Origin of the sequence: Micromonospora sp. NPDC047465, from assembly GCF_040643125.1 — a bacterium.
GTDB lineage: Bacteria > Actinomycetota > Actinomycetes > Mycobacteriales > Micromonosporaceae > Micromonospora.
The window spans coordinates 1-24,273 of sequence record NZ_JBEYTP010000059.1 but is presented as its reverse complement, the minus strand read 5'-3'; the positions used below and the strand labels follow the sequence as shown (position 1 = coordinate 24,273).

General features: G+C 72.9%; 21 protein-coding genes. 16 read left to right on the top strand and 5 right to left on the bottom strand.

Translation table 11 applies throughout. From position 1 onward, the window contains the following. The first annotated feature begins 37 nt into the window (after nucleotides 1-37). From yajC to ABZ793_RS31500, 5 genes are all read left to right on the top strand, one after another. A complete protein-coding gene (yajC, locus tag ABZ793_RS31520) occupies nucleotides 38-379 on the top strand; it encodes a preprotein translocase subunit YajC (RefSeq protein WP_357463981.1) in 342 nt (113 codons plus the stop codon). Between the two features lie 258 nt (nucleotides 380-637). Beyond that, nucleotides 638-2,557, top strand: coding sequence for a protein translocase subunit SecD (gene secD / locus ABZ793_RS31515; protein WP_357463978.1), 1,920 nt, complete (start codon nucleotides 638-640; stop codon nucleotides 2,555-2,557). Nucleotide 2,558: 1 nt separating this feature from the next. After that, entirely contained in the window at nucleotides 2,559-3,746 is a 1,188-nt protein-coding gene (gene secF, locus ABZ793_RS31510; RefSeq protein ID WP_357463975.1) for a protein translocase subunit SecF, read from the top strand. Nucleotides 3,747-3,847: 101 nt separating this feature from the next. Next, nucleotides 3,848-4,414, top strand: a complete 567-nt coding sequence (locus ABZ793_RS31505; protein WP_357463972.1) for an adenine phosphoribosyltransferase — start codon at nucleotides 3,848-3,850, stop codon at nucleotides 4,412-4,414. A gap of 194 nt (nucleotides 4,415-4,608) precedes the next feature. Continuing rightward, nucleotides 4,609-7,104 carry a bifunctional (p)ppGpp synthetase/guanosine-3',5'-bis(diphosphate) 3'-pyrophosphohydrolase gene (locus tag ABZ793_RS31500; RefSeq protein ID WP_357464000.1) on the top strand — a complete coding sequence of 832 codons (2,496 nt, stop codon included), beginning with the start codon at nucleotides 4,609-4,611 and terminating at the stop codon, nucleotides 7,102-7,104. 172 nt (nucleotides 7,105-7,276) lie between these two features. On the opposite strand, the gene ABZ793_RS31495 is transcribed toward ABZ793_RS31500, so the two are convergent. Further along, nucleotides 7,277-8,113: a peptidylprolyl isomerase gene (locus tag ABZ793_RS31495; protein WP_357463969.1), complete on the bottom strand. Its 837-nt coding sequence runs from the start codon at nucleotides 8,111-8,113 to the stop codon at nucleotides 7,277-7,279. A 64-nt stretch (nucleotides 8,114-8,177) separates the two neighbouring features. Beyond that, nucleotides 8,178-9,068: a peptidylprolyl isomerase gene (locus ABZ793_RS31490; protein ID WP_357463966.1), complete on the bottom strand. Its 891-nt coding sequence runs from the start codon at nucleotides 9,066-9,068 to the stop codon at nucleotides 8,178-8,180. A 257-nt stretch (nucleotides 9,069-9,325) separates the two neighbouring features. On the opposite strand from ABZ793_RS31490, the gene ABZ793_RS31485 reads away from it, so the two are divergent. From ABZ793_RS31485 to ABZ793_RS31475, 3 genes are all read left to right on the top strand, one after another. Then, entirely contained in the window at nucleotides 9,326-10,045 is a 720-nt protein-coding gene (locus ABZ793_RS31485; protein WP_350709027.1) for an MBL fold metallo-hydrolase, read from the top strand. Nucleotides 10,046-10,134: 89 nt separating this feature from the next. Next, nucleotides 10,135-11,463, top strand: a complete 1,329-nt coding sequence (hisS, locus tag ABZ793_RS31480) for a histidine--tRNA ligase (protein WP_357463962.1) — start codon at nucleotides 10,135-10,137, stop codon at nucleotides 11,461-11,463. A gap of 69 nt (nucleotides 11,464-11,532) precedes the next feature. Beyond that, nucleotides 11,533-12,465 (top strand): acyl-ACP desaturase, encoded by a 933-nt coding sequence (locus tag ABZ793_RS31475; RefSeq protein WP_357463959.1) that lies wholly within the window; start codon nucleotides 11,533-11,535, stop codon nucleotides 12,463-12,465. Between the two features lie 188 nt (nucleotides 12,466-12,653). On the opposite strand, the gene ABZ793_RS31470 is transcribed toward ABZ793_RS31475, so the two are convergent. Beyond that, on the bottom strand, nucleotides 12,654-13,169 hold the full coding sequence (locus ABZ793_RS31470; protein WP_357463956.1) for a PaaI family thioesterase: 516 nt from the start codon (nucleotides 13,167-13,169) through the stop codon (nucleotides 12,654-12,656). A 55-nt stretch (nucleotides 13,170-13,224) separates the two neighbouring features. On the opposite strand from ABZ793_RS31470, the gene ABZ793_RS31465 reads away from it, so the two are divergent. Then, complete coding sequence (locus ABZ793_RS31465) at nucleotides 13,225-13,701, top strand: helix-turn-helix domain-containing protein (protein ID WP_357463953.1); 477 nt, start codon at nucleotides 13,225-13,227, stop codon at nucleotides 13,699-13,701. A gap of 51 nt (nucleotides 13,702-13,752) precedes the next feature. On the opposite strand, the gene ABZ793_RS31460 is transcribed toward ABZ793_RS31465, so the two are convergent. Then, complete coding sequence (locus tag ABZ793_RS31460; protein WP_357463950.1) at nucleotides 13,753-14,583, bottom strand: SGNH/GDSL hydrolase family protein; 831 nt, start codon at nucleotides 14,581-14,583, stop codon at nucleotides 13,753-13,755. A gap of 252 nt (nucleotides 14,584-14,835) precedes the next feature. Here ABZ793_RS31460 and ABZ793_RS31455 point away from each other — a divergent pair, with 252 nt between their 5' ends. After that, nucleotides 14,836-15,885 carry a S1 family peptidase gene (locus ABZ793_RS31455; RefSeq protein WP_357463947.1) on the top strand — a complete coding sequence of 350 codons (1,050 nt, stop codon included), beginning with the start codon at nucleotides 14,836-14,838 and terminating at the stop codon, nucleotides 15,883-15,885. A gap of 105 nt (nucleotides 15,886-15,990) precedes the next feature. Continuing rightward, nucleotides 15,991-17,598: an MFS transporter gene (locus ABZ793_RS31450; RefSeq protein WP_357463944.1), complete on the top strand. Its 1,608-nt coding sequence runs from the start codon at nucleotides 15,991-15,993 to the stop codon at nucleotides 17,596-17,598. 33 nt (nucleotides 17,599-17,631) lie between these two features. On the opposite strand, the gene ABZ793_RS31445 is transcribed toward ABZ793_RS31450, so the two are convergent. After that, nucleotides 17,632-18,309, bottom strand: a complete 678-nt coding sequence (locus tag ABZ793_RS31445; protein ID WP_357463941.1) for a hypothetical protein — start codon at nucleotides 18,307-18,309, stop codon at nucleotides 17,632-17,634. A gap of 167 nt (nucleotides 18,310-18,476) precedes the next feature. Between ABZ793_RS31445 and ABZ793_RS31440 the strand changes: the two genes are divergently transcribed. The 5 genes from ABZ793_RS31440 (at nucleotide 18,477) to ABZ793_RS31420 (ending at nucleotide 24,175) form a co-directional block, all read left to right on the top strand. Continuing rightward, a complete protein-coding gene (locus tag ABZ793_RS31440) occupies nucleotides 18,477-19,244 on the top strand; it encodes a hypothetical protein (RefSeq protein WP_357463938.1) in 768 nt (255 codons plus the stop codon). Between the two features lie 122 nt (nucleotides 19,245-19,366). Further along, on the top strand, nucleotides 19,367-21,172 hold the full coding sequence (aspS, locus tag ABZ793_RS31435; RefSeq protein WP_357463936.1) for an aspartate--tRNA ligase: 1,806 nt from the start codon (nucleotides 19,367-19,369) through the stop codon (nucleotides 21,170-21,172). A gap of 80 nt (nucleotides 21,173-21,252) precedes the next feature. Continuing rightward, nucleotides 21,253-22,068, top strand: coding sequence for a sugar nucleotide-binding protein (locus tag ABZ793_RS31430; protein ID WP_357463933.1), 816 nt, complete (start codon nucleotides 21,253-21,255; stop codon nucleotides 22,066-22,068). An 86-nt stretch (nucleotides 22,069-22,154) separates the two neighbouring features. Then, nucleotides 22,155-22,748: a helix-turn-helix domain-containing protein gene (locus tag ABZ793_RS31425; protein ID WP_357463930.1), complete on the top strand. Its 594-nt coding sequence runs from the start codon at nucleotides 22,155-22,157 to the stop codon at nucleotides 22,746-22,748. Continuing rightward, nucleotides 22,745-24,175 carry an MFS transporter gene (locus tag ABZ793_RS31420; protein ID WP_357463927.1) on the top strand — a complete coding sequence of 477 codons (1,431 nt, stop codon included), beginning with the start codon at nucleotides 22,745-22,747 and terminating at the stop codon, nucleotides 24,173-24,175. Before ABZ793_RS31425 ends, ABZ793_RS31420 begins: the two co-directional genes overlap by 4 nt. Nucleotides 24,176-24,273 lie beyond the last annotated feature (98 nt).

Sequence of the window (24,273 nt, the reverse complement as noted above, 5' to 3'; positions counted from 1 at the left end):
CGTGCCGGGTCGGCGGCCAATGGGAAGGTCTTTCACCGTGCTTTACGCAGCAGAGGGCGGCGGGGGTGCCGGCAGCCTGACGCCGATCCTCATGATCGCTCTGCTCTTCGGCGTCATGTACTTCATGATGATCCGCCCCCAGCAGAAGCGCCGCCGCGAGGCGGAGGCCATGCAGTCCGCGCTCGCCGCCGGCGACGAGGTGGTCACGATCGGCGGGCTCTACGGCACGGTCACCGGGGTGGACGACGACACCGTCCTGCTGGAGGTCGCGCCCGGTGTGCAGACCCGGTACGCCCGCCCGGCGATCGCCCGGGTGGTCAGCCAGGCGGAGCGTCCCGCCGAGCCGGCCGCCGAGGACGCGGACGCCGTCAAGGAGTGAGGCGTCGCTCCCGCCCCGGGGCGGCGGTCGCCGGCTCGCGGTGACCGCCGTGCCGGAAGGGGCAGCGGAGACGACGTGAAAACTGGATAGTTGGGCCCGACGGCGGGAGCCGGCACGTCCACGCTCCGCTCGGCGCCCCCGCGCCGCGACGTCGGGGCCCGCGTGCCGGCCCCCGACGCCGGCCCGTCAGGACCGCCGGCCGCACCGGCCGACACCCGCCGCACCAGCGGCGCGACCGTACAGGGAGACAGGACAGCCGTGGCACCACCTCAGGGACAGATGCGCCCCGGACGGCAACTGGCCGTGCTCGGGCTCATCTTCGTAGTCCTCTATCTTTTGGTGTTCTTCGCGGGCGGCGCCAGCGGCAGCCTGAAGGACCGGCTGGAGCCCAAGCTCGGCCTGGACCTCGTCGGCGGCACCCGGCTGACGCTGGAGGCGACCAACACCGTCGACGGCCGGGCCCCGACGGCGGAGAACCTCGAGGAGGCCCGCCAGATCATCGAGAGCCGCGTCAACGCCTTCGGCGTCGCCGAGGCCGAGGTGGTCACCGAGGGCAACCGCAACATCGTGATCTCCCTGCCCGGTGAGAACCGCGACATCACCGAGGTCGGCAGCGCCGCCGAGCTGCGCTTCCGCAAGCTGCTCAAGGCCGCCGACGGCAGCGGCGCGGCCGCCGCCCCGGCGCCGCCCGCCACCCCGGCGCCGTCCGGCAGCGCGACCCCGGCCCCGTCGGGCAGCGCGAAGCCCTCGGGCAGCGCCTCCCCGTCCGGCACCGCCGGGCCGAAGGTGACCCCGTCGGCGAGCGGCGGCCAGGGCGGCATGGCGCCCGCGCCGAGCACCAGCCCGTCGGCCCCGGCCTCGCCGAGCGCCGCGGCGCCCTCGCCGAGTGCGAGCGGCGAGCCGGTGCCGCAGAGCGTCGAGGAGCAGCGCAAGGCCGTCGAGCAGAAGGTCGGCGCCGCCGCCTGGGCCGCCGCGAGCGGCCTCCAGGCACCGGCCGACCTGACCGCCGACCCGTCGCTGGCGGAGAAGCTCAAGCCGTTCGCCGCCCTCGACCCGCGCGAGGTCGCGGTGCTGCCGGCGCAGATGCAGTTCAACGTGCCGCAGATCAGCTGCGCCCAGCTCGACAAGCGGCCGCCAGCGTCGATCTCCGCCCCCGACCAGCAGGTGGTCGCCTGCGAGGACGGCGCCGCGAAGTACCTGCTCGACCAGGCGAAGGTGCTCGGCACCGACGTGGACGACGCCAACGCGGTGCTCGACCAGACCAGCCAGTGGGTGGTCAGCCTGGACTTCTCCGGCGCCGGCCAGGACAAGTGGACCAACCTGACCCGCGAGGCATTCAACAACGAGGGCCAGGCCTGCGACGCCACCGCGCTCGGCCAGGACGGCAAGTGCCGCGTCGCCGTCGTGCTGGACAACGAGATCGTCTCCTCGCCCGAGATCCAGGGCGTGCTGACCGGCAACTCGCAGATCACCGGCAACTTCACCCAGAAGGACGCCAGCACCCTCGCCGGCCAGCTCCGCTACGGCGCGCTGCCGGTGACCTTCGAGGAGCAGGAGCAGCAGAACGTCACCGCCACCCTGGGCGCCAGCCACCTGCGGGCCGGCCTCCTCGCGGCGGGTATCGGCATGGCGCTGGTCATCATCTACTCGTTCTTCTACTACCGCCTGCTCGGCTCGGTGATCTTCCTGAGCCTGATCCTCTCGGCGCTGCTGGTCTTCGGCGCGCTGGTGGTGCTCGGCCGGCAGATCGGCTTCACCCTCACCCTCGCCGGCATCGCCGGAATGATCGTCTCGCTCGGTGTGGCGGCGGACTCGTTCGTCATCTACTTCGAGCGGCTCAAGGACGAGATCCGGGAGGGGCGCAGCCCCCGCAGCGCCGTCCCGCGCGCCTGGATCCGGGCCCGCCGGACCATCATCTCCGCCAACGCGATCACGCTGATGTCGGCGGTGGTGCTCTACGTCGTCTCGGTCGGCGCGGTGAAGGGCTTCGCCTTCGCCCTCGGCCTGGCGACCGTGCTGGACCTGGTCGTGGTCTTCCTCTTCCGGCACCCGATCATGACGATGTTCGCCCGCACCCGGGCGTTCCTGTCCCCGCGGGTCAGTGGTCTCGGGCGGGCGCTTCCGGCCCGGACGGCCGACGAGGCCAAGCCCCGCAACCCGCGCGTGAAGGAGGCCTGAGATGGCAAAGAGTGGTCTCGCTAGCCGCCTCTACCGCGGCGAGGCCGGCCTCGACATCATCGGCCGGCGCAAGCTCTGGTTCGCCGTCGCCGGCACGCTGATCCTGCTGGCGCTGCTCAGCTTCGGGCTGCGCGGATTCCACCTCGGCATCGAGTTCGCCGGCGGCAACTCGTTCCAGATCCCGGCCAGCGTCGGCACCATGGAGCAGACCGAGGCGAAGGTCAAAACGGCCCTCGCCACGGCCGGCGACGGCGCCAACGTGGTCACCACGCAGAAGGTCGGCGGCACCGGCGGCGACTTCTACGAGGTGCGCACCACGCAGCTCGACGCCGAGCAGGCCAACGCCGTCAAGGTCGAGATCGCCGAGGAGTTCGGCATCGACCCCACCACCATCAGCGGCAACCAGGTCAGCGAGGCGTGGGGCAGCCAGGTCACGTCCCGGGCGATGCTCGGTCTGGTCATCTTCATCGCGCTGGTGATGGTGTACCTGATCCTGCGGTTCGAGTGGCGGATGGCGGTCGCCGCCGTCTCCTCGCTGATCATGAACCTGATCCTCACCGCCGGCGTCTACTCGCTGGTCGGCTTCGAGGTCACCCCGTCGACGGTCATCGGCTTCCTCACGATCCTGGGCTTCGCGCTCTACGACGTGGTGGTGGTCTTCGACAAGGTGCAGGAGAACACCCGCGGCATCACCGCGAACAACAACCAGACGTACGGCGAGGCCGCCAACCTGGCGATCAACCAGAGCCTCATGCGGTCGCTGAACACCTCGGTGGTGGCGCTGCTGCCGGTCGGTGGTCTGCTCTTCATCGGTGCCGGCCTGCTCGGCGCGGGCACCCTGAAGGACCTCGGCCTGGTGCTCTTCGTCGGTATGGCGGTGGCGTTCCTGACCTCGATCCTGCTGGCCACGCCGCTGCTGGTGCTGCTCAAGAACTACGAGCCGCGGATCCAGGCGCACAACAAGCGGGTGCTGGCCCGCCGGGGCGCCCTGGCGCGCGGCGAGGTCACCCCGAAGGGTGCGTCCGGCTCCGTGGAGACCGCGGACGAGCCGGTCGACCCGGAGTCGGCGGCGCTGGCCGGCGCCGCGCCGAAGGTGGGCGCGCGGCCGGCCGGGAAGCGGTCGACGGGCGCGCGCGGCAGCCGGCCGCCCGGCGGCGGCAACCGGCCGGGTGGCGGCAAGCGGCGCTGACCTGGGCCGGCGACACCCGGTAGGAATCGAACCGACGGCGTCCTTCATGCTGTGCGAGCAGCAGGGAGGACGCCGTCGTCGTGGAAGGGGAGCGGACTGCCGTGACGGAGACCCACAGCACCGGGGTACGGGGAGACAGCGGCCTGGAAGCCGCGAAGCTGGTGGCCAGCCGGGTGCTCGACGTGCCCGATTTCCCCAAGCCCGGTGTCATGTTCAAGGACCTGATGCCGCTGTTCGCCGACGGTGAGGCGTTCCGCCAGGTGGTCGACACGATCGTCGCGTACCACGGGCGGGACTCGTTCGACGCCGTCGTCGGGATGGAGGCGCGCGGGTTCGTGGTCGCGGCGGCCGTCGCGTACGCGACCGGGGTCGGCGTGGTGCCGGTGCGCAAGGCCGGGAAGCTGCCGCGCCCGGCGTACTCGGCCTCCTACGACCTGGAGTACGGCCAGGCCACCCTGGAGGTGCACCAGGACGCGTTCACGGCCGGGCACCGGGTGCTGGTGGTCGACGACGTGCTGGCCACCGGCGGCACCGCCGAGGCGACGCTGGACCTGGTGGAGCGGGCCGGGGGCACCGTGGCCGGCTTCACCGTGCTGCTGGAACTCGGCTTCCTCGGCGGACGGGAGCGGTTGTCGCCGCGCCCGGTGCATGCCCTGCTGACCGTTTGAGCGCCCCGACCGTCGGGCGGACCCGGTGCGGTCCGTCCGGCGGAGCGGCGGGGCACCGTGCGTGCGGGTAGCATTGCCCTTTGCTGACCGGGCGGGGTCCGTCCGGGCGGCGCGAGACCAGGCCGACCGGCGCACGGTCGGTGTATCCCCGGCGAGCGGTGAGGAGGCCGGTGTCCCACGATGTCGCCCCTCCGGTGGAGGGCACGGTGCACCCGACAGGCGACGCGGACGGCTCGGTGACCGCACGGAACGGTGACGCGCCGACCCGGGGCGCGGGCTCCGGCAACGGCTCCGGCGCGACCGGTCCGGCCGACACCGCGCGGTCCGGCGCGACGGCCGGCCCGGCCGGTGGCGCGGGCGCGGCGACCGAGGGGGTCGTGCTCCCGTTCCCCGCCGACGGTGATCCCCTGCCCAGCGCAGGCTTCGCGCTCTCCACCGCGCCCACCGGCCGCCGCGTCCGCGCCAGGCTGGCGCGGTTCAACGCGCCGTGGCAGTCCTCGCAGGTCAGCGAGGTGCTCGAGCCGCTGATCTCGACCCATCGGGACGCCCACCCCAAGGCCGACGCGCGGCTGCTCCAGCGCGCCTTCGACACCGCGGCCCGCTGGCACTCGGGGCAGTACCGCAAGTCCGGCGACCCCTACATCACCCACCCGCTCGCGGTGGCCACCATCCTGGCCAACCTCGGGATGGACACCACCACCCTGGTCGCCGCGCTGCTGCACGACACGATCGAGGACACGGAATACACGCTCGACCAGATGCGCGGCGACTTCGGCGGCGAGGTCGCGCTGCTCGTCGACGGGGTCACCAAGCTCGACAAGGTCAAGCTGGGCGACGCGGCCAAGGCCGAGACGATCCGCAAGATGGTCGTCGCGATGGCCAAGGACCCGCGGGTGCTGGTGATCAAGCTGGCCGACCGGCTGCACAACATGCGTACCCTCACCTTCCTGCCCCGCCCGAAGCAGGAGCAGAAGGCGAAGGAGACGCTGGAGATCCTGGCCCCGCTGGCTCACCGGCTGGGTATGAACACCATCAAGTGGGAGCTGGAGGACCTCGCCTTCGGGACGCTCTTCCCGAAGCGCTACGAGGAGATCAACCGGCTGATCGGGGAGCACCAGCCGCAGCGCGAGGCGCTGCTGCGCCAGGTGACCCAGAAGGTGCAGACCGACCTGAAGGCCGCCAAGATCAAGGCGGAGACCACCGGCCGGCCGAAGCACCTCTACTCGATCTACCAGAAGATGATCGTGCGGGGTCGCGACTTCAACGACATCTACGACCTGGTCGGGGTGCGGATCCTGGTTGACACGGTGCGGGACTGCTACGCGGCGCTGGGCGTCATCCACGCCAACTGGCAGCCGGTGCCGGGCCGGTTCAAGGACTACATCGCGATGCCCAAGTTCAACATGTACCAGTCGTTGCACACGACGGTCATCGGGCCCACCGGCAAGCCGGTGGAGATGCAGATCCGCACGTACGCGATGCACCGCACCGCCGAGTTCGGCATCGCCGCGCACTGGAAGTACAAGGAGCACAAGGGCACCCAGATCGTCGGCCCGCCGGCGCACATCGACGAGATGACCTGGCTGCGCCAGCTGCTGGACTGGCAGCGGGAGGCGGCGGACCCGAGCGAGTTCCTCGACGCGCTGCGCTTCGACCTGTCCAGCCAGGAGGTGTACGTCTTCACCCCGAAGGGTGACGTCATCCCGCTGCCGACCGGGTCGACGCCGGTGGACTTCGCGTACGCGGTGCACACCGAGGTCGGGCACAAGTGCATCGGTGCGCGGGTCAACGGCAAGCTGGTGCCGTTGGAGTCGACGCTGTCCAACGGCGACGTGATCGAGATCTTCACCTCGAAGTCCGACACGGCCGGGCCGACGCAGGACTGGCTGGGCTTCGTCAAGAGCCCTCGGGCGCGCACGAAGATCCGCCAGTACTTCAACAAGGAGCGGCGCGAGGAGGCGATCGAGGCCGGCAAGGACGCGATCGTCAAGGCGATGCGCAAGCAGGGCATGCCCCTGCAGCGGATGCTCACCTCCGACGCGCTGATGGCGATCGCCCGGGACCTGCACCTGGCCGACGTCGCCTCGCTCTACGCCGCGGTCGGCGACAGCCAGGTCTCCGCCCAGTCGGTGGTGCAGAAGCTGATGGCCGCGTACGGCGGCGAGGAGGGCGCGGCGGAGGACATCGCCGAGACCGCCGTCGCCACGCGGCTGCCGCGCAGCCGGCAGAGCAGCGCGGACCCGGGCGTCGTGGTGCGCGGGGTCAGCGACGTGTGGATCAAGCTGGCCCGCTGCTGCACCCCCGTCCCGCCGGACTCGGTCTTCGGCTTCGTGACCCGCTCCGGCGGGGTGAGCGTGCACCGCGACGACTGTGCCAACGCCGAGGACCTGCGGGCGCAGAACGAGCGGGTGGTCGAGGTGAGTTGGAAGCTCACGTCCGCGTCGACGTTCCTGGTCGCCATCCAGGTCGAGGCGCTGGACCGGCACAAGCTGCTCGCCGACGTCACCCGGGTGCTCTCCGACGAGCGGGTCAACATCCTGTCCGCGACGGTCACCACGACGCGCGACCGGGTGGCGGTGAGCCGGTTCAGCTTCGAGATGGCCGACCCGAAGCACCTGGGCCACCTGCTGGCGGCGGTCCGCAAGGTCGACGGCGTCTTCGACGCCTACCGCGTCACCTCCGGCGCCTGACCCACCCACCCTGCCCCGCTACACACCCACGCCCCTCGCTGCGGCGATCTTGCACCTTCGTAGGTCACCCCTCTGCCGGGGCGCAAAGTGCAAGATCACGGGGCTGGGGATGGGGCGGAATGAGAAGCGCCCGCCGGCGGGGCCGGCGGGCGCTCGTCGTACGGGTGGGCGGTCAGCCCTGGGGGGCGCTCATGGTGAGCTTCTTGATGGTGATCTCCTTCTTCGGGTGACCACCGCCGGCCTGCTGCGCGAACGCCTTGTCGTCGCCCGCCGCCGCGACCTGCTTGACGATGTCCATGCCACCGGTGATGGTGCCCAGGACGGTGTAGTTCGGCTCCAGCGGCGAGTCGCCGTAGACGATGAAGAACTGGCTGCCCGTGCTGGCCGGGCCGGCGTTGGCCATCGCGATCACGCCCTCCGGGTACGGCGGGCGCTTGTCGGTGGGCAGGTTCTCCTCGGCGAGCCGGTAGCTCGGGCCGCCGGTGCCGTCGGTCTCCCGCCAGCCCTTGCCGGTCGCGCTCGGGTCGCCGCACTGGAGCACCTTGATGCCCTCGGTCACCAGCCGGTGGCACTTGCTGTTGTCGAAGAAGTTCTTCTCCGCCAGGTGGGTGAAGCTGCCCGCGGTGCAGGGCACCGCCGCCCGGTCGACCTTGGCGGTGATCGGACCGAGGTTGGTGTCGATCGTCATCGTCTGGGTGCCGGTGTTCGACTGCTGTGCGGCCGGCAGCCCGACGTCCTTGATCTGCTTGGTCCGCTGGTCGGCGGGCAGCTCGGTCCACGCGCACTGCACGTGGTCGGCCGCCGGCCCGGCGGTGTCGGTCTTGTCGTCGTCGCCGCCCAGCGTGGTGGCGATCCACACGGTGCCGGCGATGACGAGCACCAGGATCGACGCGGCTCCCACGATCGCCTGGGTCTGCCGGCGCTTACGGGCCCTGGCCGCGCGCTCGGCCATCTCCTTCTCGAGCCGGGCGCGGGCCGCCGCGCGCTGCCGCTCTCTGGTGGACGTCACGCCTGGATCCTCCTGGGCTGTCTCGGGCGCGGTCGGTGCCGCTGAGGTTGGTGGGGCGGCCGGGTCAGCCGGCGCTGGGGCTGGCCGCCGGGGCGCCGGACGGCGTCGCCGCCGGGGTCGACGCCCCCTGCGCCACGGGCTCACCGACGGTCAGGCTCTGGACGACCACGTCGTCGTCCTTGGGCTTGACCTTGGCCCCCGTCCCATTGTCCACGGTCGGCTTGGCACCGATCTTCTCCACCACGTCGATCCCGCCGGTGACCCGGCCGATGATCGGGTACTTCGGGTCGGCCGTGGTGAAGTCCTTGAAGAAGATCAGGAACTGGCTCGCGTTGGCGCCCGGCGGGTTGGCGATCATCGCGACCGTGCCCTTCGGGTACGTCGCGGGCTGGCCGGGCGCGGGGCTCGCCGACGGCGACGGCGCGGGGGTGGGGACGTTCTCGTCGTAGAACGAGTACGTCGGGCCGCCCAGCCCGGTGCCGCTCGGGTCGCCGCAGCGCACCGCGCCCTCGGCGGTGATCTCGTGGCACTTGGTGTTGTCGTAGAACGACCGGCTGGCCAGGTGGGCGATGCTCGCCGCGGCGCACGGGGCGGCGGCGAGGTCCAGTTCGACGGTGACCGGGGCGCCCTGGTTGGTCGTGACCGTCATCGGGCGCACGCCGGACGTGGGCAGCCCCTGGGTCGCCGGGGTGCCGACGTCCTTGAGGTTGGTGTTCGCCGTGGCGTCCTGCGGGGTCCAGAGGCAGACCTCTTCGGCGGCCGTTTTCTCCTTCGGGTCGTCGTCGAAGGCGCCCAGCCCCCAGGCCGAGCCGACCACGATCAGCGCGAGGACGACGGTGACGCCGACACCGGCCTGGATCTGCCGGCGACGCTTGGCGGCGGCGGCCCGCCGGGCGAGCTGCCGGTCGAGCTTGGCACGCGCCAGTTTGCGCTGCCGGTCCCTGCTGGAAGCCACCCGTGCTCCCCTTCCTCTACCCTGGTCGTCACCGGTGGTCGGGCGTCCTGCGCCCGTCCGGCGGCAGGTGCGCCACGCCACACGCCCGCCAGAGTGTACGGCTACCGGCTGGGAAAGTGGTGTACGAGGTCCGGGCTGCGTCTATCGGGACGCGTCACTGTGGCGAACGGGGCCTCCGGGGCGGATGCGGCGAACCCGGTCGCGTCGCCGGTTAGGCTGCTGGCAGGACCCGACAGCTCGACGGAAGGGGAGCGGACGTGCTCGTGGCCGGCTTTCCCGCGGACGCCTTCGGCACCAACTGCTACGTGGTCGCCGCCGCGCCGGGGGAGCAGTGCGTGGTGGTCGACCCCGGCATCGGGGTGCTCGACCGGCTCGACGCGCTGCTGGCCGAGCATCGGCTGCACCCGGCCGCGGTGCTGCTCACCCACGGCCACCTCGACCACACGTTCTCGGTCGCGCCGGTCTGCGGCGCCCGTGGGATCACCGCGTACGTGCACCCGGGCGACCGGGAGATGCTCGCCGACCCGGCCAAGGGGCTGTCCGCGGACCTCACCTCGCTCTTCGGCGGGCGGCTGCCGTACACGGAGCCGGAGGACGTCGCGGAGCTGACCGACGGCGCCACGCTCGCCCTCGCCGGGCTGGAGATCACCGTCGACCACGCCCCGGGCCATACCGGCGGGTCGGTGCTCTTCCGGCTGCCGGCCGCGGGCTCGCCCTGGGAGGCGGAGCAGCTCTGCCTCTCCGGCGACGTCCTGTTCGCCGGCTCCATCGGCCGCACCGACCTGCCGGGTGGCAGCATGCCGACGATGATCAGCAGCCTGCGGGACAAGATCCTCCCGCTGGCGGACGACACCGTCGTGCTGCCCGGCCACGGCCCGGCGACCACCATCGGCCGCGAACGCGCGACCAACCCGTACCTCATCGAGGTGGCGGGTGGCGACGGCGCGCGACCGGCGGCCCCCGCCCGCGGCCTGTAGCCGGCCGCACCGAGCCTTCGCCCCGCGGCCGCCGACGGCCGCACCAGCCTTCGCCCGCGCGGACCGCGCGGGTCTGCGAACGGAGCATCATGAGCAAGCCCACGCCCATCTCCGGCTTCCCGGAGTGGACCCCCGCCCAGCGGATGATCGAGCAGTACGTCCTCGACCGGATCCGGGACACCTTCGAGCTGTACGGCTTCGCGCCGCTGGAGACCCGCGCGGTGGAGCCGCTGGACCAGTTGCTGCGCAAGGGGGAGACCTCGAAGGAGGTCTACCTGATCCGGCGGTTGCAGGCCGACGCCGACGGCCCGACCGGGGACGACGCGCTCGGCCTGCACTTCGACCTGACCGTGCCGTTCGCCCGGTACGTGCTGGAGAACGCCGGCAAGCTGCAGTTCCCCTTCCGCCGCTACCAGATCCAGAAGGTGTGGCGGGGTGAGCGGCCGCAGGAGGGGCGCTACCGCGAGTTCCTCCAGGCGGACATCGACATCGTCGACCGGGACAGCCTGGCCGCCCACCACGAGGCGGAGATGCCGCTGGTGATCGGCGACGCGCTGCGCTCGCTGCCGATCCCGCCGGTACGGATCCAGGTCAACAACCGCAAGATCTGCGAGGGCTTCTACCGGGGCATCGGCCTGACCGACCCGGAGGCGGCACTGCGCGCGGTGGACAAGCTCGACAAGATCGGCCCGGCGAAGGTGGCCGAGCTGCTCGCCGAGACCGCCGGGGCGAGCGAGTCGCAGGCCAAGGCGTGCCTGGCGCTGGCGGAGATCTCCGCTCCGGACGCCTCCTTCGCCGACGCCGTCCGTGCCCTCGGCGTCACCGACCCGCTGCTGGACGAGGGGATCGAGGAGCTGGTCCGGGTGGTGGAGACCGCCGCCGAGCACTCCCCGGGGCTGTGCGTGGCCGACCTGCGCATCGCGCGCGGCCTGGACTACTACACCGGCACCGTCTACGAGACGCAGCTGGTCGGCTACGAGCGGTTCGGCTCGATCTGTTCCGGCGGCCGCTACGACAACCTGGCCAGCTCCGGCGCCGCCCGGTTCCCGGGGGTGGGCATCTCGATCGGGGTGACCCGGCTGCTCGGGCTGCTCTTCGGCGCCGGCGCGCTGTCGGTGTCGCGGGATGTGCCGACCTGCGTCCTGGTCGCGGTGACCAGCGAGGAGCAGCGGCCGGTCAGCAACCGGGTGGCCGAGGCGCTGCGTCGGCGGGGCGTGCCGACGGAGGTGTCGCCGAGCGCGGCGAAGTTCGGCAAGCAGATCCGCTACGCCGAGCGGCGGGGCATTCCGTACGTCTGGTTCCCGGGGGCGGACGGTGCCGCCGACGAGGTGAAGGACATCCGCTCGGGCGAGCAGGTCGCGGCGGCGGCGGGGGAGTGGACGCCGCCCCGGGCGGACCTCAAGCCGCTGGTCAGCTGAGACGCTACTGGCGCGTACGGACGATCGGACCTACGGTAGCGTAAGTTACGCCACCGTAGGGAGATCGTCGTGACCGTGCTCAGCCAGACCGCTCTGCTCCTCGAACTGGAGCCCGTCGTCGCCAAGAACCTCGACCGGCACCTGTCCATGGCGAAGGAATGGTTTCCGCACGAGTACGTCCCGTGGAGCGAGGGGCGCACCTTCGACGGGCCGCTCGGCGGCGAGGCGTGGTCGGAGACCGACTCGACCATCCCCGACATCGCCCGCACCGCGCTCATCGTCAACCTGCTGACCGAGGACAACCTGCCCTCGTACCACCACGAGATCGCCACCCTCTTCGGTCGGGACGGCGCCTGGGGCAACTGGGTGCACCGGTGGACCGCCGAGGAGGGGCGGCACGGCACCGCCATCCGCGACTACCTGACCGTCACCCGGGCGGTCGACCCGGTGGCCCTGGAGCGGGCCCGGATGACGCACATGTCCGCCGGCTACCAGAACGTCCACGACGACGAGGTGCTGCACTCGCTGGCGTACGTCTCGTTCCAGGAACTGGCGACCCGGATCTCGCACCGCAACACCGGCCGGGTCACCGGCGACCCGGCCTGCGAGGCGCTGCTCGCCCGGGTCGCGGCCGACGAGAACCTGCACATGGTGTTCTACCGCAACCTGCTGGCGGCGGCCTTCGAGCTGGCGCCCGGCCAGGCGATGCGGGCGGTCGCCGACGTGGTGGCCGACTTCCAGATGCCGGGCAACGGGATCGAGGGCTTCGCCCGCAAGTCCGTGGCGATCGCCCTCGCCGGCATCTACGACCTGCGCCAGCACCGCGACGAGGTGGTCGTCCCGGTGCTGCGCCAGTGGGACGTATTCAACGTGACCGGCCTGGACGCCGACGGCGAGGCCGCCCGCGACCAGATCGCCGCCCACCTCGACGACCTGGAGCGCGCCGCGTCCCGCTTCGAGGAGAAGCGCGCGGCCCGCGCCGCCCGCCTCGCCGCCCGCTGACCCGCCGCCCGTCCCGGCCGCCGGGGCTCCGGACGTGGCCGTCGCTGGCTCTCTCGACGACGACCACGCCCGGAGCGTCTCCCATCCGCCCCCGCTTCGCCTCTTGCACTTCGTGTCCGGGTGAAAGCCGCGATTACGGCGTATCGCGGGCCGAAGGCGCAAGATCGGCGGGTCGAGGGGCGGGGTGGTCAGGCCGGTTGGTCCAGGGGGAAGAGGAGGCAGGTGGAGGTGGCGTGGGCGACGAGGCGGGACTGGGCGTCGAGCAGCCTCGCCTCGGCCAGCGCCGTGCGACGGCCACGCTGTAGCACGGTGCCCTCGCAGCGCAGGGTGCCGCTCGCGACGGTGACAGGGCGCAGGAACTTCACGTTCAGGTCCAGCGAGGTGTAGCCGATCCCGGCCGGCAGCGTGGTGTGTACCGCGCAGGCCGCCGCCGTGTCGAGCAGGGTGGAGATGACCCCGCCGTGCACGGTGCCGAGCGGGTTGTAGTGGAACTCCTGGGGGACCAGCTCGACGGCCACCCGGCCCTCGTCGGCCTCCATCCGGGACATGTCGAGCAGGTGCATGATCGGCGGCGCCGCGAGCTCCCCGGCGATCATCGCGCGGAGCAGCTCCAGGCCGCTGCGCCGGCCGAGGTGCGCGACGTTGATGCCCGGGTCGGACCAGGAGAAGGTACGGCTGCGCGCCGGGTCCTGCGTCTGTGTCATGGACTCAGCCTGGCAGCGCGTTGCTGAGTCTGTCAATCAGACCTAGCCTGTGCGCATGAGACCCGCGGCACTGGACTGGTCGATCGAGAACTGCACGATCGCCCGCGCGATGGAGGTCCTCGGCGAGCGGTGGACGCTGGTCGTCCTGCGCGAGGTCTTCAACGGCATCCGCCGCTTCGACGACATGCGCGTCCGCACCGGCATCCCCCGGCAGGTGCTCACCAACCGCCTGGCGATGCTGGTGGAGCGGGGCGTGCTGCGGCGCGAGCCCTACCGCGAGCCGGGCAGCCGGGTGCGCCACGAGTACCGGCTGACCGACATGGGGCTCGACTTGTGGCCGGTGCTGGTCGCCGTCCTCGGCTGGGGCGACCGCTACCTGGCCGACCCGGCCGGCTCGCCGTTGACCGTCGCGCACCGCGACTGCGGCGCCGAGGTGCGCGTCGAGCTGCGCTGCGAGCGCGGCCACGAGGTGGCCCGGCCCCGCGACGTGGTGCCGCGCCCGGGGCCCGGGGCGCGCCGCCGCGTGGGGTGAGCGCGCGGCGACGCGCGGACGGTGTCGCCGCCCGCGCGTCGGCTCCGCGCGCTACCAGCCGAAACCGGCGGCGTACGAGACGCTCGCGAGGACCTGCTGCCCGCTGGTGTTGGGGTGGAAGTAGTCCCAGCTGGAGAGCTGGCCGAGGGTGAACGGGTAGCCGAACACGGCGTTGTCGTCGAAGTCGCAGTTCGGGCCGTACGCCGCGCAGGCCTGGGCGAGCTGGGTGTTGTAGTCGACCACCCGCTGGCGTACCCGGTTGCGTCGGTCGACGTCCGCCTGGGCGGTGGAGGTCGGGTTGGCGAGCATCGACTGGCAGATGCCGAACAGGGACCAGGCGCTGCGGGCGCTGCCGCTGTCCTTGCCGACGGACCAGAGCCGGTGGATGTCGGGCACGCTGATCACCTGCACCCGGGCGTTGGGCAGCCCCGTCTTGAGGCGGTTGAGCGCGGCGTCGATGTTGGCCCGGTAGGTGGCCACCGAGGTCATCCCCGCCTCCGTGCTCGTGCAGGCGTCGTTGGCGCCGATCAGCATCGTGACGTAGTCGACGCCCTGGCTGACGGCGGTGCCGGCCTGGCCGTACATGTCGGCGGACTTCGCGCCGCTGCGGGCGTCGTTGTGGTTGCGGCCGTTGATGGCCGCGTTGGTCGCGCGGATGCGCAGGTAGTGACTGTTCACCGTGGAGTAGTCGCCGGTGCTGAAGGACCGGGAGGTGCAGTCGCTGTACCAGCCGCAGGCGTTGAAGCCGCGGGTGATCGAGTCGCCGAGGCTGGCCATCGAGTTCGGGGGCGGGCCGGGGTCGGCGGCGGCCGGGGTGCCGGCCAGCAGGACGAGGGTGGTGAGCGCGGCTAGGGGAACGAGCAGCCGTCGGATGGACTTCATGATGGCCTCCGGGTCGCGGGTGCCGAGGGTGATGGTGCGGTGAACAGAGCGTATAGACAGACGTCAGTGTCCACAATGTTTCGGACTGGTGACAGCCGTAGCCGGGGCGAAAAGGACAAAGCTGGGTCTTGCCTACGATCTTAAATATGTGAATACTTCAGTCAGTCCGGCCGATTGCCCCAGATCGGCCGGCATGGTCCCGGCCCCCTCACCCCGAAGGGGGCCAGTCGTCCCCTCCCTGGAGGTTGTTGCATGCGACCCACGAGGTCTTCGCTCCGTCGTGCCGCCACCCTCGCCGCGGCCGGAGCCCTGGTCGCCGGTTCGCTGATCGGCGCGCCCGCCCAGGCCGCACCCGCGTTCGCCTCTCCGGACGCCGCCGCCGGCCTGGCCGAGCGCCTCGGCGACCGGTCCGCCGGCACGTACGCCGACGCCAGCGGCAAGATGGTCGTCACCGTGACCGACGCGCTCGCCGCCCGGCAGGTCGCCGCCGCCGGCGCGACCCCGAAGATCGTCAAGCGTGGCGCCGGCGAGCTGGCCCGGGCCACCGCGGAGCTGGACCGTTCCGCGAAGATCCCCGGCACCGCCTGGTGGACCGACCCGGCCACCAACCAGGTCGTCGTCTCCGTCGACAGCACCGTGACCGGCGCCAAGCTGGAGCGCGTCAAGGCCGCCGCCGCGCGGATGAACGGCGCGATCCGGATCGAGGCCGAGGCCGGCGTGCTGAGCACCCGGATCTCCGGTGGCCAGGCCATCTACGCCGGTGGCGGCGGCCGCTGCTCGCTGGGCTTCAACGTCCGCAGCGGCAGCACCTACTACTTCCTGACCGCCGGGCACTGCACCAACATCGCCTCCAGCTGGTACAGCAACTCCGCCCAGACCAGCCTGCTGGGCACCCGCACCGGCACCAGCTTCCCGGGCAACGACTACGGCATCGTGCGGCACAGCAACTCCGCCAACGCGGCCGGCAACGTCTACCTCTACAACGGCAGCTACCGCGACATCACCGCCGCCGGCAACGCGTACGTCGGCCAGTCGGTGCAGCGCTCCGGCAGCACCACCGGCCTGCGCGGCGGCTCGGTGACCGCGCTCAACGCCACGGTGAACTACGCCGAGGGCTCGGTCTCCGGCCTGATCCGCACCAACGTCTGCGCCGAGCCGGGCGACAGCGGCGGCTCGCTGTTCAGCGGCTCCACCGCCCTGGGCCTGACCTCCGGCGGCAGCGGCAACTGCAGCTGGGGCGGCACGACCTACTTCCAGCCGGTCACCGAGGCGCTGAGCCGCTACGGCGTCAGCATCTTCTGACCGATCGCACGCCAGCGGGCCGCCGGGTGATCCGGCGGCCCGCTCGCGTGTGCCCCGACCCGGTTCGCCGGACTGGACCGGGCCGGCCGGGGTACGTTCCGGTCGGTGAACGCCCCCGCGACCTCGCCCGCCGACGTGGCCCCCTCCGCCTGGGCCCCGCTGCGGCTCGCCGCGTTCCGCAGCCTCTGGCTGGCGGTGCTGGCCAGCAACGTGGGCACCTGGATGCAGACGGTCGGCGCCCAGTGGCTGCTCGTCGACGAGGCCAACGCCTCGGCGCTGGTGTCGCTCGTGCAGACCGCCAGCATGCTGCCCGTGCTGCTGCTCGCCCTGCCCGCCGGCGCGCTGGCCGACACCCTCGACCGTCGCCGTCTGCTGATCGGGGTGCAGTGCTTCCTGGCGGCCGTCGGCGTCCTGCTGACCGGCCTCACCGCCGCCGACCGGATGCCGCCGGCGCTGCTGCTCACCCTGACCTTCGCGCTCGGCGTCGGCCAGGCGCTGACCCTGCCGGCCTGGCAGGCGGTCATCCCCGAACTGGTGCCCCGGTCGCAGCTCGTCTCGGCCTCGGCGCTCGGGTCGATCAGCGTGAACCTGGCGCGCTCGGTCGGGCCGGCGGTGGCCGGCGTGTTGGTGGCCCGGGCCGGTGTCGCCACCGTCTTCGCCGTGAACGCGGTGTCGTTCGCCGTCTTCGCGCTGGCCCTGCTGCGCTGGCGGCCGGCACGGCCCGAGGGCGACGACATGCCGGAGCGGTTCACGGCGGCGCTGCGCGCCGGCGGCCGGTACGTGCGGCACTCGCCGGTGGTCCGCCGGATCCTGCTGCGGGCGGCGCTGTTCGTGGTGCCCGGCAGTGCCCTGTGGGCGCTGCTGCCCCTGGTCGCCAGCCGCCGCCTGCACCTCGGCGCGGGCGGGTACGGCGTGCTGCTGGCCGCCCTCGGCGTCGGCGCGGTGGCCGGCGCCCTCGTGCTGCCCCGGATCCGGCAGTCGCTTACCACCAGCCGGTTGCTGCTGCTGGCCGGGTTGGTCTACGCCGCCGTCCTGGCGGTGCTCGCCCTGGCACCGGGGCCGGTGCCGGTCACCGTGGCCCTGGTGCCCGCCGGGATGGCCTGGATGACCGTGCTGTCCAGCGTCAACGCGGCGATGCAGCTCTTCCTGCCCGGCTGGGTACGCGCCCGCGGGCTCTCGGTCTACCAGATGGTCTTCGCCGGCGGGCAGGCGCTCGGGGCGGTCGCCTGGGGCGCGCTCGGCGAGGTGACCGACCTCGTGGTCGCGCTCGCCGTGGCCGCCGGGATGATGGCGGCCGGCGCGGCGACCGTGCCGCTCTGGCCGCTGCGCGACACCCGGGGCGTCGACCGCGACCCGGCGGTGTGGTGGCCGGAGCCGCACCTGACGCTGCCCGCCGATCCGCGTACCGGGCCGGTGCTGGTGACCGTCTCCTACACGGTGCCGCCCGAGCGGCAGGCGGAGTTCGTCGAGGCGATGCGGCTGGTGGGGCGGTCGCGGCGGCGTACCGGGGCGATGCGCTGGGGGTTGTACCGCACGGGGGAGCGGGAGCACGGCTTCGTCGAGGTCTACCAGGTGCCGTCCTGGGAGGAGCACCTGCGCCAGCACGGCGGGCGGCTCACCGGCGCCGACCGCGGGGTGGAGGAACGCGCCCGGGCGCTCACCGTCGGGGAGATCGTGGTGAACCACCTGCTCCCCGCCGATCCGCGCGACTGACCGGTCGCGGGACCAGCCGGTCAGCCGCTCCCGTCAGCGGCTGAGGCCGGCGTCGGCGAGGACGGCGACGCCCCCGCCGAAGTCGCACTCCACGGTCAGCGTCAGCAGGTCGCCCCCCTCCACGGAGGCGGACAGCGGTTGCGCCGGTCGGGACATCGTCGTCGTCCGGCCCGGCCGGGGCTGTCGGGTCAGGGTGTCGTCGGGCTCCCGGACGGTCACCACGGCGCTGATCCGCACGGCCGACTCCGGGTCCTCACCCGGCGGGTACCAGGCCCGGAAACTGGCGGAGAAGTCCAGGTAGCGACGCTTGAGCGGGTAGCTGACCGACCGGCTCCGGTCCTCGCCGTCGTTGGTCGGGCAGGAGAGCACGACCGGATGCGGCAGGTCGGAGCGTCCGGTCAGCGCGCGCGGCAACGGTTGCAGGTACGGTCCGCCGGTCTCGGGCGTCAGCGTGTCGAGGTACGTCCGGCCGGCGGCACCGGTGGGGGCCGCGGAGGTGGTGGCGACGGGTGGCGCGGCGGCGGCACCGGTCGTGGCCCGGCTGGGGGTGGGCGGTGGCGTGGCCGCCGGTCCCTGGCCCTGCCGGGGCCACTGCCAGGCGAGCACGGCGACGAGCAGGCTGGCCAGACCGATCGCGGCGCCGATCTTCTCGCCGGGGGTCCACCCCCGCCGGCGGCGGACGGGATCCGTGCCGGTCACCGGCTCGGTCATGGGGGTCTCACCTGCACAAGATCGATAGGGGTGGTTCATTATCCCGGCTCCCCCGTGACGAGGTGATCCCGTTGGGTGACGGGTTGCCGACAGCGATCTTGACAACATTCTGCGATAAATGCGCCCCGTGTCCGGCCGACGGCCGTCCCGACGTGAGGAGCCACGACATGACCTCCGACCAGCAGGGCGCCCCGGTGCCGACGTCCTCCGGCCCGGGCGGCCCGGGAGCGCCGAGGTCGAGCGGCGGCAGCCGCTGGCCCCTGGTCGCGGCCGCCGCGGCCGCGCTGGCCCTCGTCCTGGGGCTGCTGGCCACGGCGCTGTCGCTACGGGCGCTCGACCAGGCCAACGACGCCCGGGACATCGCCCGGGCGGCCGGCGCGGGGCGGCCCGAAGGCCCGCCGGCGGGCACCGGCGAGCCGACGAACGAGACGACCACGCCGGCCCCGGAACCCACCGGGGCCGAGCAGACTCCCGAGCAGACGCCCGGGACTCCCCAACCCTCGCTCAACCAGCAGACCCGCTACATCGACAAGTACGTCGACCAGCGCCTCAACCTGCGGGCCGCCTGCGACAGTTCGGTGGACATCGACCTCGACAAGCCCGAGGTGCGGGTCAGCGACGGCGAGGAGGTCCGGTTCACCGCCCGTTGCGGGGGCAACTCGTCGTACTTCAACCTGACCAGGAGTACGGACGGCACCCAGGTCGACAGCGCGTCGCTCGGCGCCGCCGACTGCAACGACCGGATCGAGAAGGGCGCCATCGGCCCGGACATCAACGTGCCCGCGCGCAAGGGCGTGGCGATCTGCGTCAGGACCTCACTGCCGGACGCGCAGGAGCGCGGCGACACCTGGAAGATGGCACTGCTGCACGTCACCGACGTGAACGACGACGGCACGGTGGTGGTGACCGTGCGGGCCTGGGACATCCCGCTGTAGGGCGGGAACGCGGCCGTGCCGGCGGTGGCCGTCCCCGCCTTCCTCACCCCGCAACGGTGCTCCGGGGAAGGCTGACAGAATGCCAGGGGTAACGGTGTACCGCAGATGAGGAGACGCGAGTCGTGATCCGTACCCATGACGCCGGCAGCCTGCGCGCGACGGACGCCGGCACCACGGTGACGCTCGCCGGCTGGGTCGCCCGCCGGCGCGACCACGGCGGCGTGATCTTCGTGGACCTGCGCGACGGCTCCGGCGTGGTCCAGGTGGTGTTCCGCGAGGAGGACGCGCACGCGCTGCGTAACGAGTTCTGCGTCCGGGTCACCGGCGAGGTGACCCGCCGGCCCGAGGGCAACGAGAACCCGGAGCTGCCGACCGGCGAGATCGAGGTGACCGCCGCCGAGCTGGAGGTGCTCTCGGAGGCGGCGCCGCTGCCGCTGCCGGTGGACGACCAGGTGGAGGCCGGCGACGACATCCGGCTGCGCTACCGCTACCTCGACCTGCGCCGCAGCGGCCCGGCGAAGGCGATGCGGCTGCGCTCGCGCGCCAACCAGCTCGCCCGCGCGGTGCTGCACGAGCGGGACTTCCTGGAGATCGAGACCCCGACGCTGACCCGGTCCACCCCGGAGGGTGCCCGCGACTTCCTGGTGCCGGTGCGCCTGCAGCCGGGCAGCTGGTACGCGCTGCCGCAGTCGCCGCAGCTGTTCAAGCAGCTGCTGATGGTCGGCGGCATGGAGCGGTACTACCAGATCGCCCGCTGCTACCGGGACGAGGACTTCCGCGCCGACCGGCAGCCGGAGTTCACCCAGCTCGACATCGAGATGTCGTTCGTCACCGAGGACGACGTGATCGACCTCGGCGAGGCGATCGTCTCGGCGCTCTGGAAGGACCTGGCCGGCCACGAGATCTCCCGGCCGATCCCGCGCATCACCTGGCACGACGCGATGGCCCGGTACGGCTCCGACAAGCCGGACCTGCGCTACGGCGTCGAGCTGACCGAGCTGACCGACTACCTGCGCGGCACCGAGTTCCGGGTCTTCGCCGGGGCCATCGACGCCGGCGGCTACGTGGGCGCGGTCGTCATGCCGGGTGGGGCGGCCCAGAGCCGCAAGGAGCTGGACGGCTGGCAGGACTGGGCCAAGGCGCGCGGCGCGCGCGGCCTCGCGTACGTGGTGCTCGACGCGGAGACCGGCGAGGCGCGCGGGCCGGTGGCGAAGAACCTCTCCGCCGAGCACCTGGGCGGGCTGGCCGACGCGGTCGGCGCCAAGCCGGGCGACGCGGTGTTCTTCGCCGCCAGCGCCAACACCCGGGAGGCGCAGGAGCTGCTCGGCGCGGCCCGGATCGAGATCGCCAAGCGGGCCGGCCTGGTCGACGAGAGCGCCTGGGCGTTCTGCTGGGTGGTCGACGCGCCGATGTTCGAGCGTACGGACGAGGGTGGCTGGACGGCCGTGCACCACCCGTTCACCTCGCCGAACGCGGAGTGGGTCGACCGGTTCGAGGAGGCGCCGGACCGGGCGCTGGCCTACGCGTACGACATCGTCTGCAACGGCAACGAGATCGGCGGCGGCTCGATCCGTATCCACCGGGGCGACGTGCAGCAGCGCGTCTTCGACCTGCTCGGCATCACCCCCGAGGAGGCGCAGGACAAGTTCGGCTTCCTGCTGGAGGCGTTCAAGTACGGCGCCCCGCCGCACGGCGGCATCGCCTTCGGCTGGGACCGGGTTTGCATGCTGCTCGCCGGCGCGGACTCGATCCGCGAGGTGATCGCCTTCCCGAAGACCCGGGGCGGCTTCGACCCGCTGACCGGCGCGCCGACGCCGATCACCGCGCAGCAGCGCACGGAGGCCGGCATCGACGCCAAGCCGAAGCCGCCGGCGGCGGCGCACACCGGCACGGCCGGCCCGGCCGCCCCGGTCGCCGACCCGACCTGATCGTGGACACCTGACGATCGCGGGTTCGCGTCGTCCCGTGACGGGCGCGAACCCGCGATCGCCGGCTGAAGGGGGGCGGCGTGACGCTGCTCGTGGTGGGGGCCAGCGGGTACCTCGGCGGTGAGGTCTGCCGGCAGGCGGTCGCGGCGGGGGAGCGGGTGGTCGGGACGTACCACTCGAGCGGGGTCGAGGTGCCCGGCGTCGAGGCGCGCCGCCTGGACGTGACGGACCGGTCCGCCGTGCGCGAACTGGTCGCCCGGGTCCGCCCCGACGCCGTGGTCAGCACCCCCTACCGGTACGCCGAGTGGACGGTGACCGCCGACGGGGCGGCGCACGTCGCGTACGCGGCCGCCGAGGCGGGGGCGCGGCTGGTGCACCTGTCCAGCGACGCGCTGCACGCCGGCCGCCCCGAGCCGTACGCCGACGACGAGCCGCCCAGCCCGGTCTTCCCGTACGGGGCGGCGAAGGCGGCGGCCGAGACCGCCGTGCGGGCGATCGACCCGGGCGCGGCCCTGGTGCGTACCTCCCTGATCGTCGGCGACGAGCGGAGCAAGCAGATCCGGCTCTGCCTCGACGCCCTCGCGGGGCGGGCCGCCCTGTTCACCGACGAGGTCCGCTGCCCGGTCGACGTGGCCGACCTGGCCGCCACCGTGCTCGACCTGGTCGACAGCCGGTACGCGGGCCCGCTCAACGTGGCCGGCCCGGACGCGGTCAGCCGGGCGGAGATGGGCCTGCTGGTGGCGGCGCGGTTCGGCCTCGACCCGGCCGGGCTGAAGACCACCACCAGCGCCTCCTCGGGCCTCGTCCGCCCCGCCGAGGTGCGCCTCGACTCGTCCCGCGCCGCCGCCCTGCTGCCGACCCGGCTGCGCGGCATCCGCGAGCTGCTCGCTCCCTGACGCCTCCACGTCCGCGTCGTCGCTCAAGCACACTTCCTATGCACAACTCTTGTGCATAGGAAGTGTGCACAAGTATTGTGCAAGTCATGGAGAACGCATCACCGGACGCGCTGCGCAACGTCCGGCTCGACCACCGGCAGGTCCGCGTGCTGGCCCATCCGCTGCGGATGCGGCTGCTCGGCACGCTGCGCCTGGACGGCCCGGCGACCGCCACCGCGTTGGCCGAGAAGTTGGACACCAACACCGGGGCGACCAGCTACCACCTGCGCCAGCTCGCCGAGGCGGGGCTGGTGGCCGAGGACCCCGACCGGGGCACCGGCCGCCAGCGGTGGTGGCGTGCGGCGCACGACATCAGCAGCTTCGACCCGACCGACTACGACGACGATCCGGACACCCGGGCGGCGGTGCAGTGGATCCAGGGCGAGCAGGTGCGGCAGATCGTCGAGCTAGCCGAGCGCTGGATGGCCGACGCGCCCGGTCACTCCCCGCAGTGGCGGGACGCTGCTGGCACGAGCGACATGGTGCTGACGCTCAGCCCGGCCCGCCTGGAGGCGCTCAACGGCGAACTGTGGCAGGTGCTGAAGCGTTACCACGACGAGGCGGCCGCCCCCGCCGAGCCGGACGCCCGCTCCGTGCACGTCTTCCTGATGGCGTTCCCTCGCGCGGAGGGGGAGCGGTGAGCGCACTGTCCGTACGCCAGGTCCGGCGGCGTTTCCTGGTGCTGCACGGGCTGCGCTGGCTGCCCATGGGCCTGATGGTTCCCGTGATGATCCTGCTGATGCAGGAGCGCGGCCTGTCGCTGTCCCAGATCGGTCTCGTCGCCACCGCCCAGGGCCTGGTCGTCCTCGCGCTGGAGCTGCCCACCGGTGGCTTCGCCGACGCCATCGGGCGCCGCCCGGTCCTGGTCGTGGCCTGGCTGGTCAACCTCGTCTCGCTCGCGCTGTTCGCCGTCGCCGACTCGTTCGCGCTGTTCTTCCTGATCTGGGCGTTGCAGGGCGTGTTCCGGGCGCTGGACAGCGGCCCGCTGGAGTCCTGGTACGTCGACGCCACCCTGGCCGCCGACCCGAAGGCCGACTACGAGCCGGGCCTCGGCCACGCCGGCACCGTCATCGGCGTCTCGATCAGCGCCGGGGCGCTGATCGGGGGCGGTCTGGTCGCGCTCGGCCCGATCGGGCCGGTCAGCGCGCTCACCGTGCCGGTGCTGGTCGCGTTCGTGCTCCAGGCGGCGGCCCTGGTCGCCCTGCTGGTGCTGCTGGTGGAGGCCCGCCCCGCGAAGGGCGCCGGGGCGCTGCGGGCGTCGGTCGTCGAGGCGCCGCGGATGGTCGGGCGGGCGGTCGGACTGCTGCGCCGCTCCCGGGTGCTGCTCGCCCTGGTCGCCGTCGAGCTGTTCTGGGGCTTCGGCATGGTCACCTTTGAGTCCCTGCTGCCCCTGCGCCTCACGGAGGTGGTCGGCGACGCCGACCGGGCCGCCGCGCTGTTGGGGCCGGCCAGCTCGGCCGCCTGGCTCGCCTCGGCGGGCGGCGCCGCGCTCACCCCGCTGCTGCTGCGCTGGCCCGGGGCGGCGCCCGGGGCCGCGCTGCTGCGGATCCTGCAGGGCCTCACCGTGGTCGGCATGGGGCTGTTCGCCGGCCCGGTCGGCGTGCTGGTGGCCTATCTCGCCTGCTACACCGTGCACGGCGCGTCGAACCCCCTGCACATGGGGCTGCTGCACCGCCAGGTCGACGGCCCCTACCGGACCAGCGTGCTCTCGCTGAACTCGATGATGGCCCAGCCGGCGGGAGCGCTCGGCGGGGTGGTGCTCATGATGCTGGCCGAGGCCACCAGCATCAGCACCGCCATGTTCGTCGGCGCCGTGGTGCTGGCCGTCGCCGCCCCGCTCTACCTGCCCGCCTGGCGCGCCGGCCGCCGCACCCCGGCCGGCCCCGACCCCGTGCCCGCGTCGGAGGCCGTTCCCGCGTCCGGCCCGCTCCCGGCTCCGGAGGCCGTTGCCGCTCCCGGCCCGGTCCCCGCTTCGGGTGCCGGACCCGCGTCGGGGACGGGTCCCACCGAGCGGGTGAGCGGGTGGTCGGAGGTGGACGCAGCGTCCGCTCCGGCGCAGGGTGGCTGAGGGACCGGCGCGCCGGCGGGCCCCGGGAGAGGGGCCCAGCCCCCCGGGCCCGACGACGGGGGCACGGGACCGGCCGGCGGCGGCGAGCCGACGCAGCC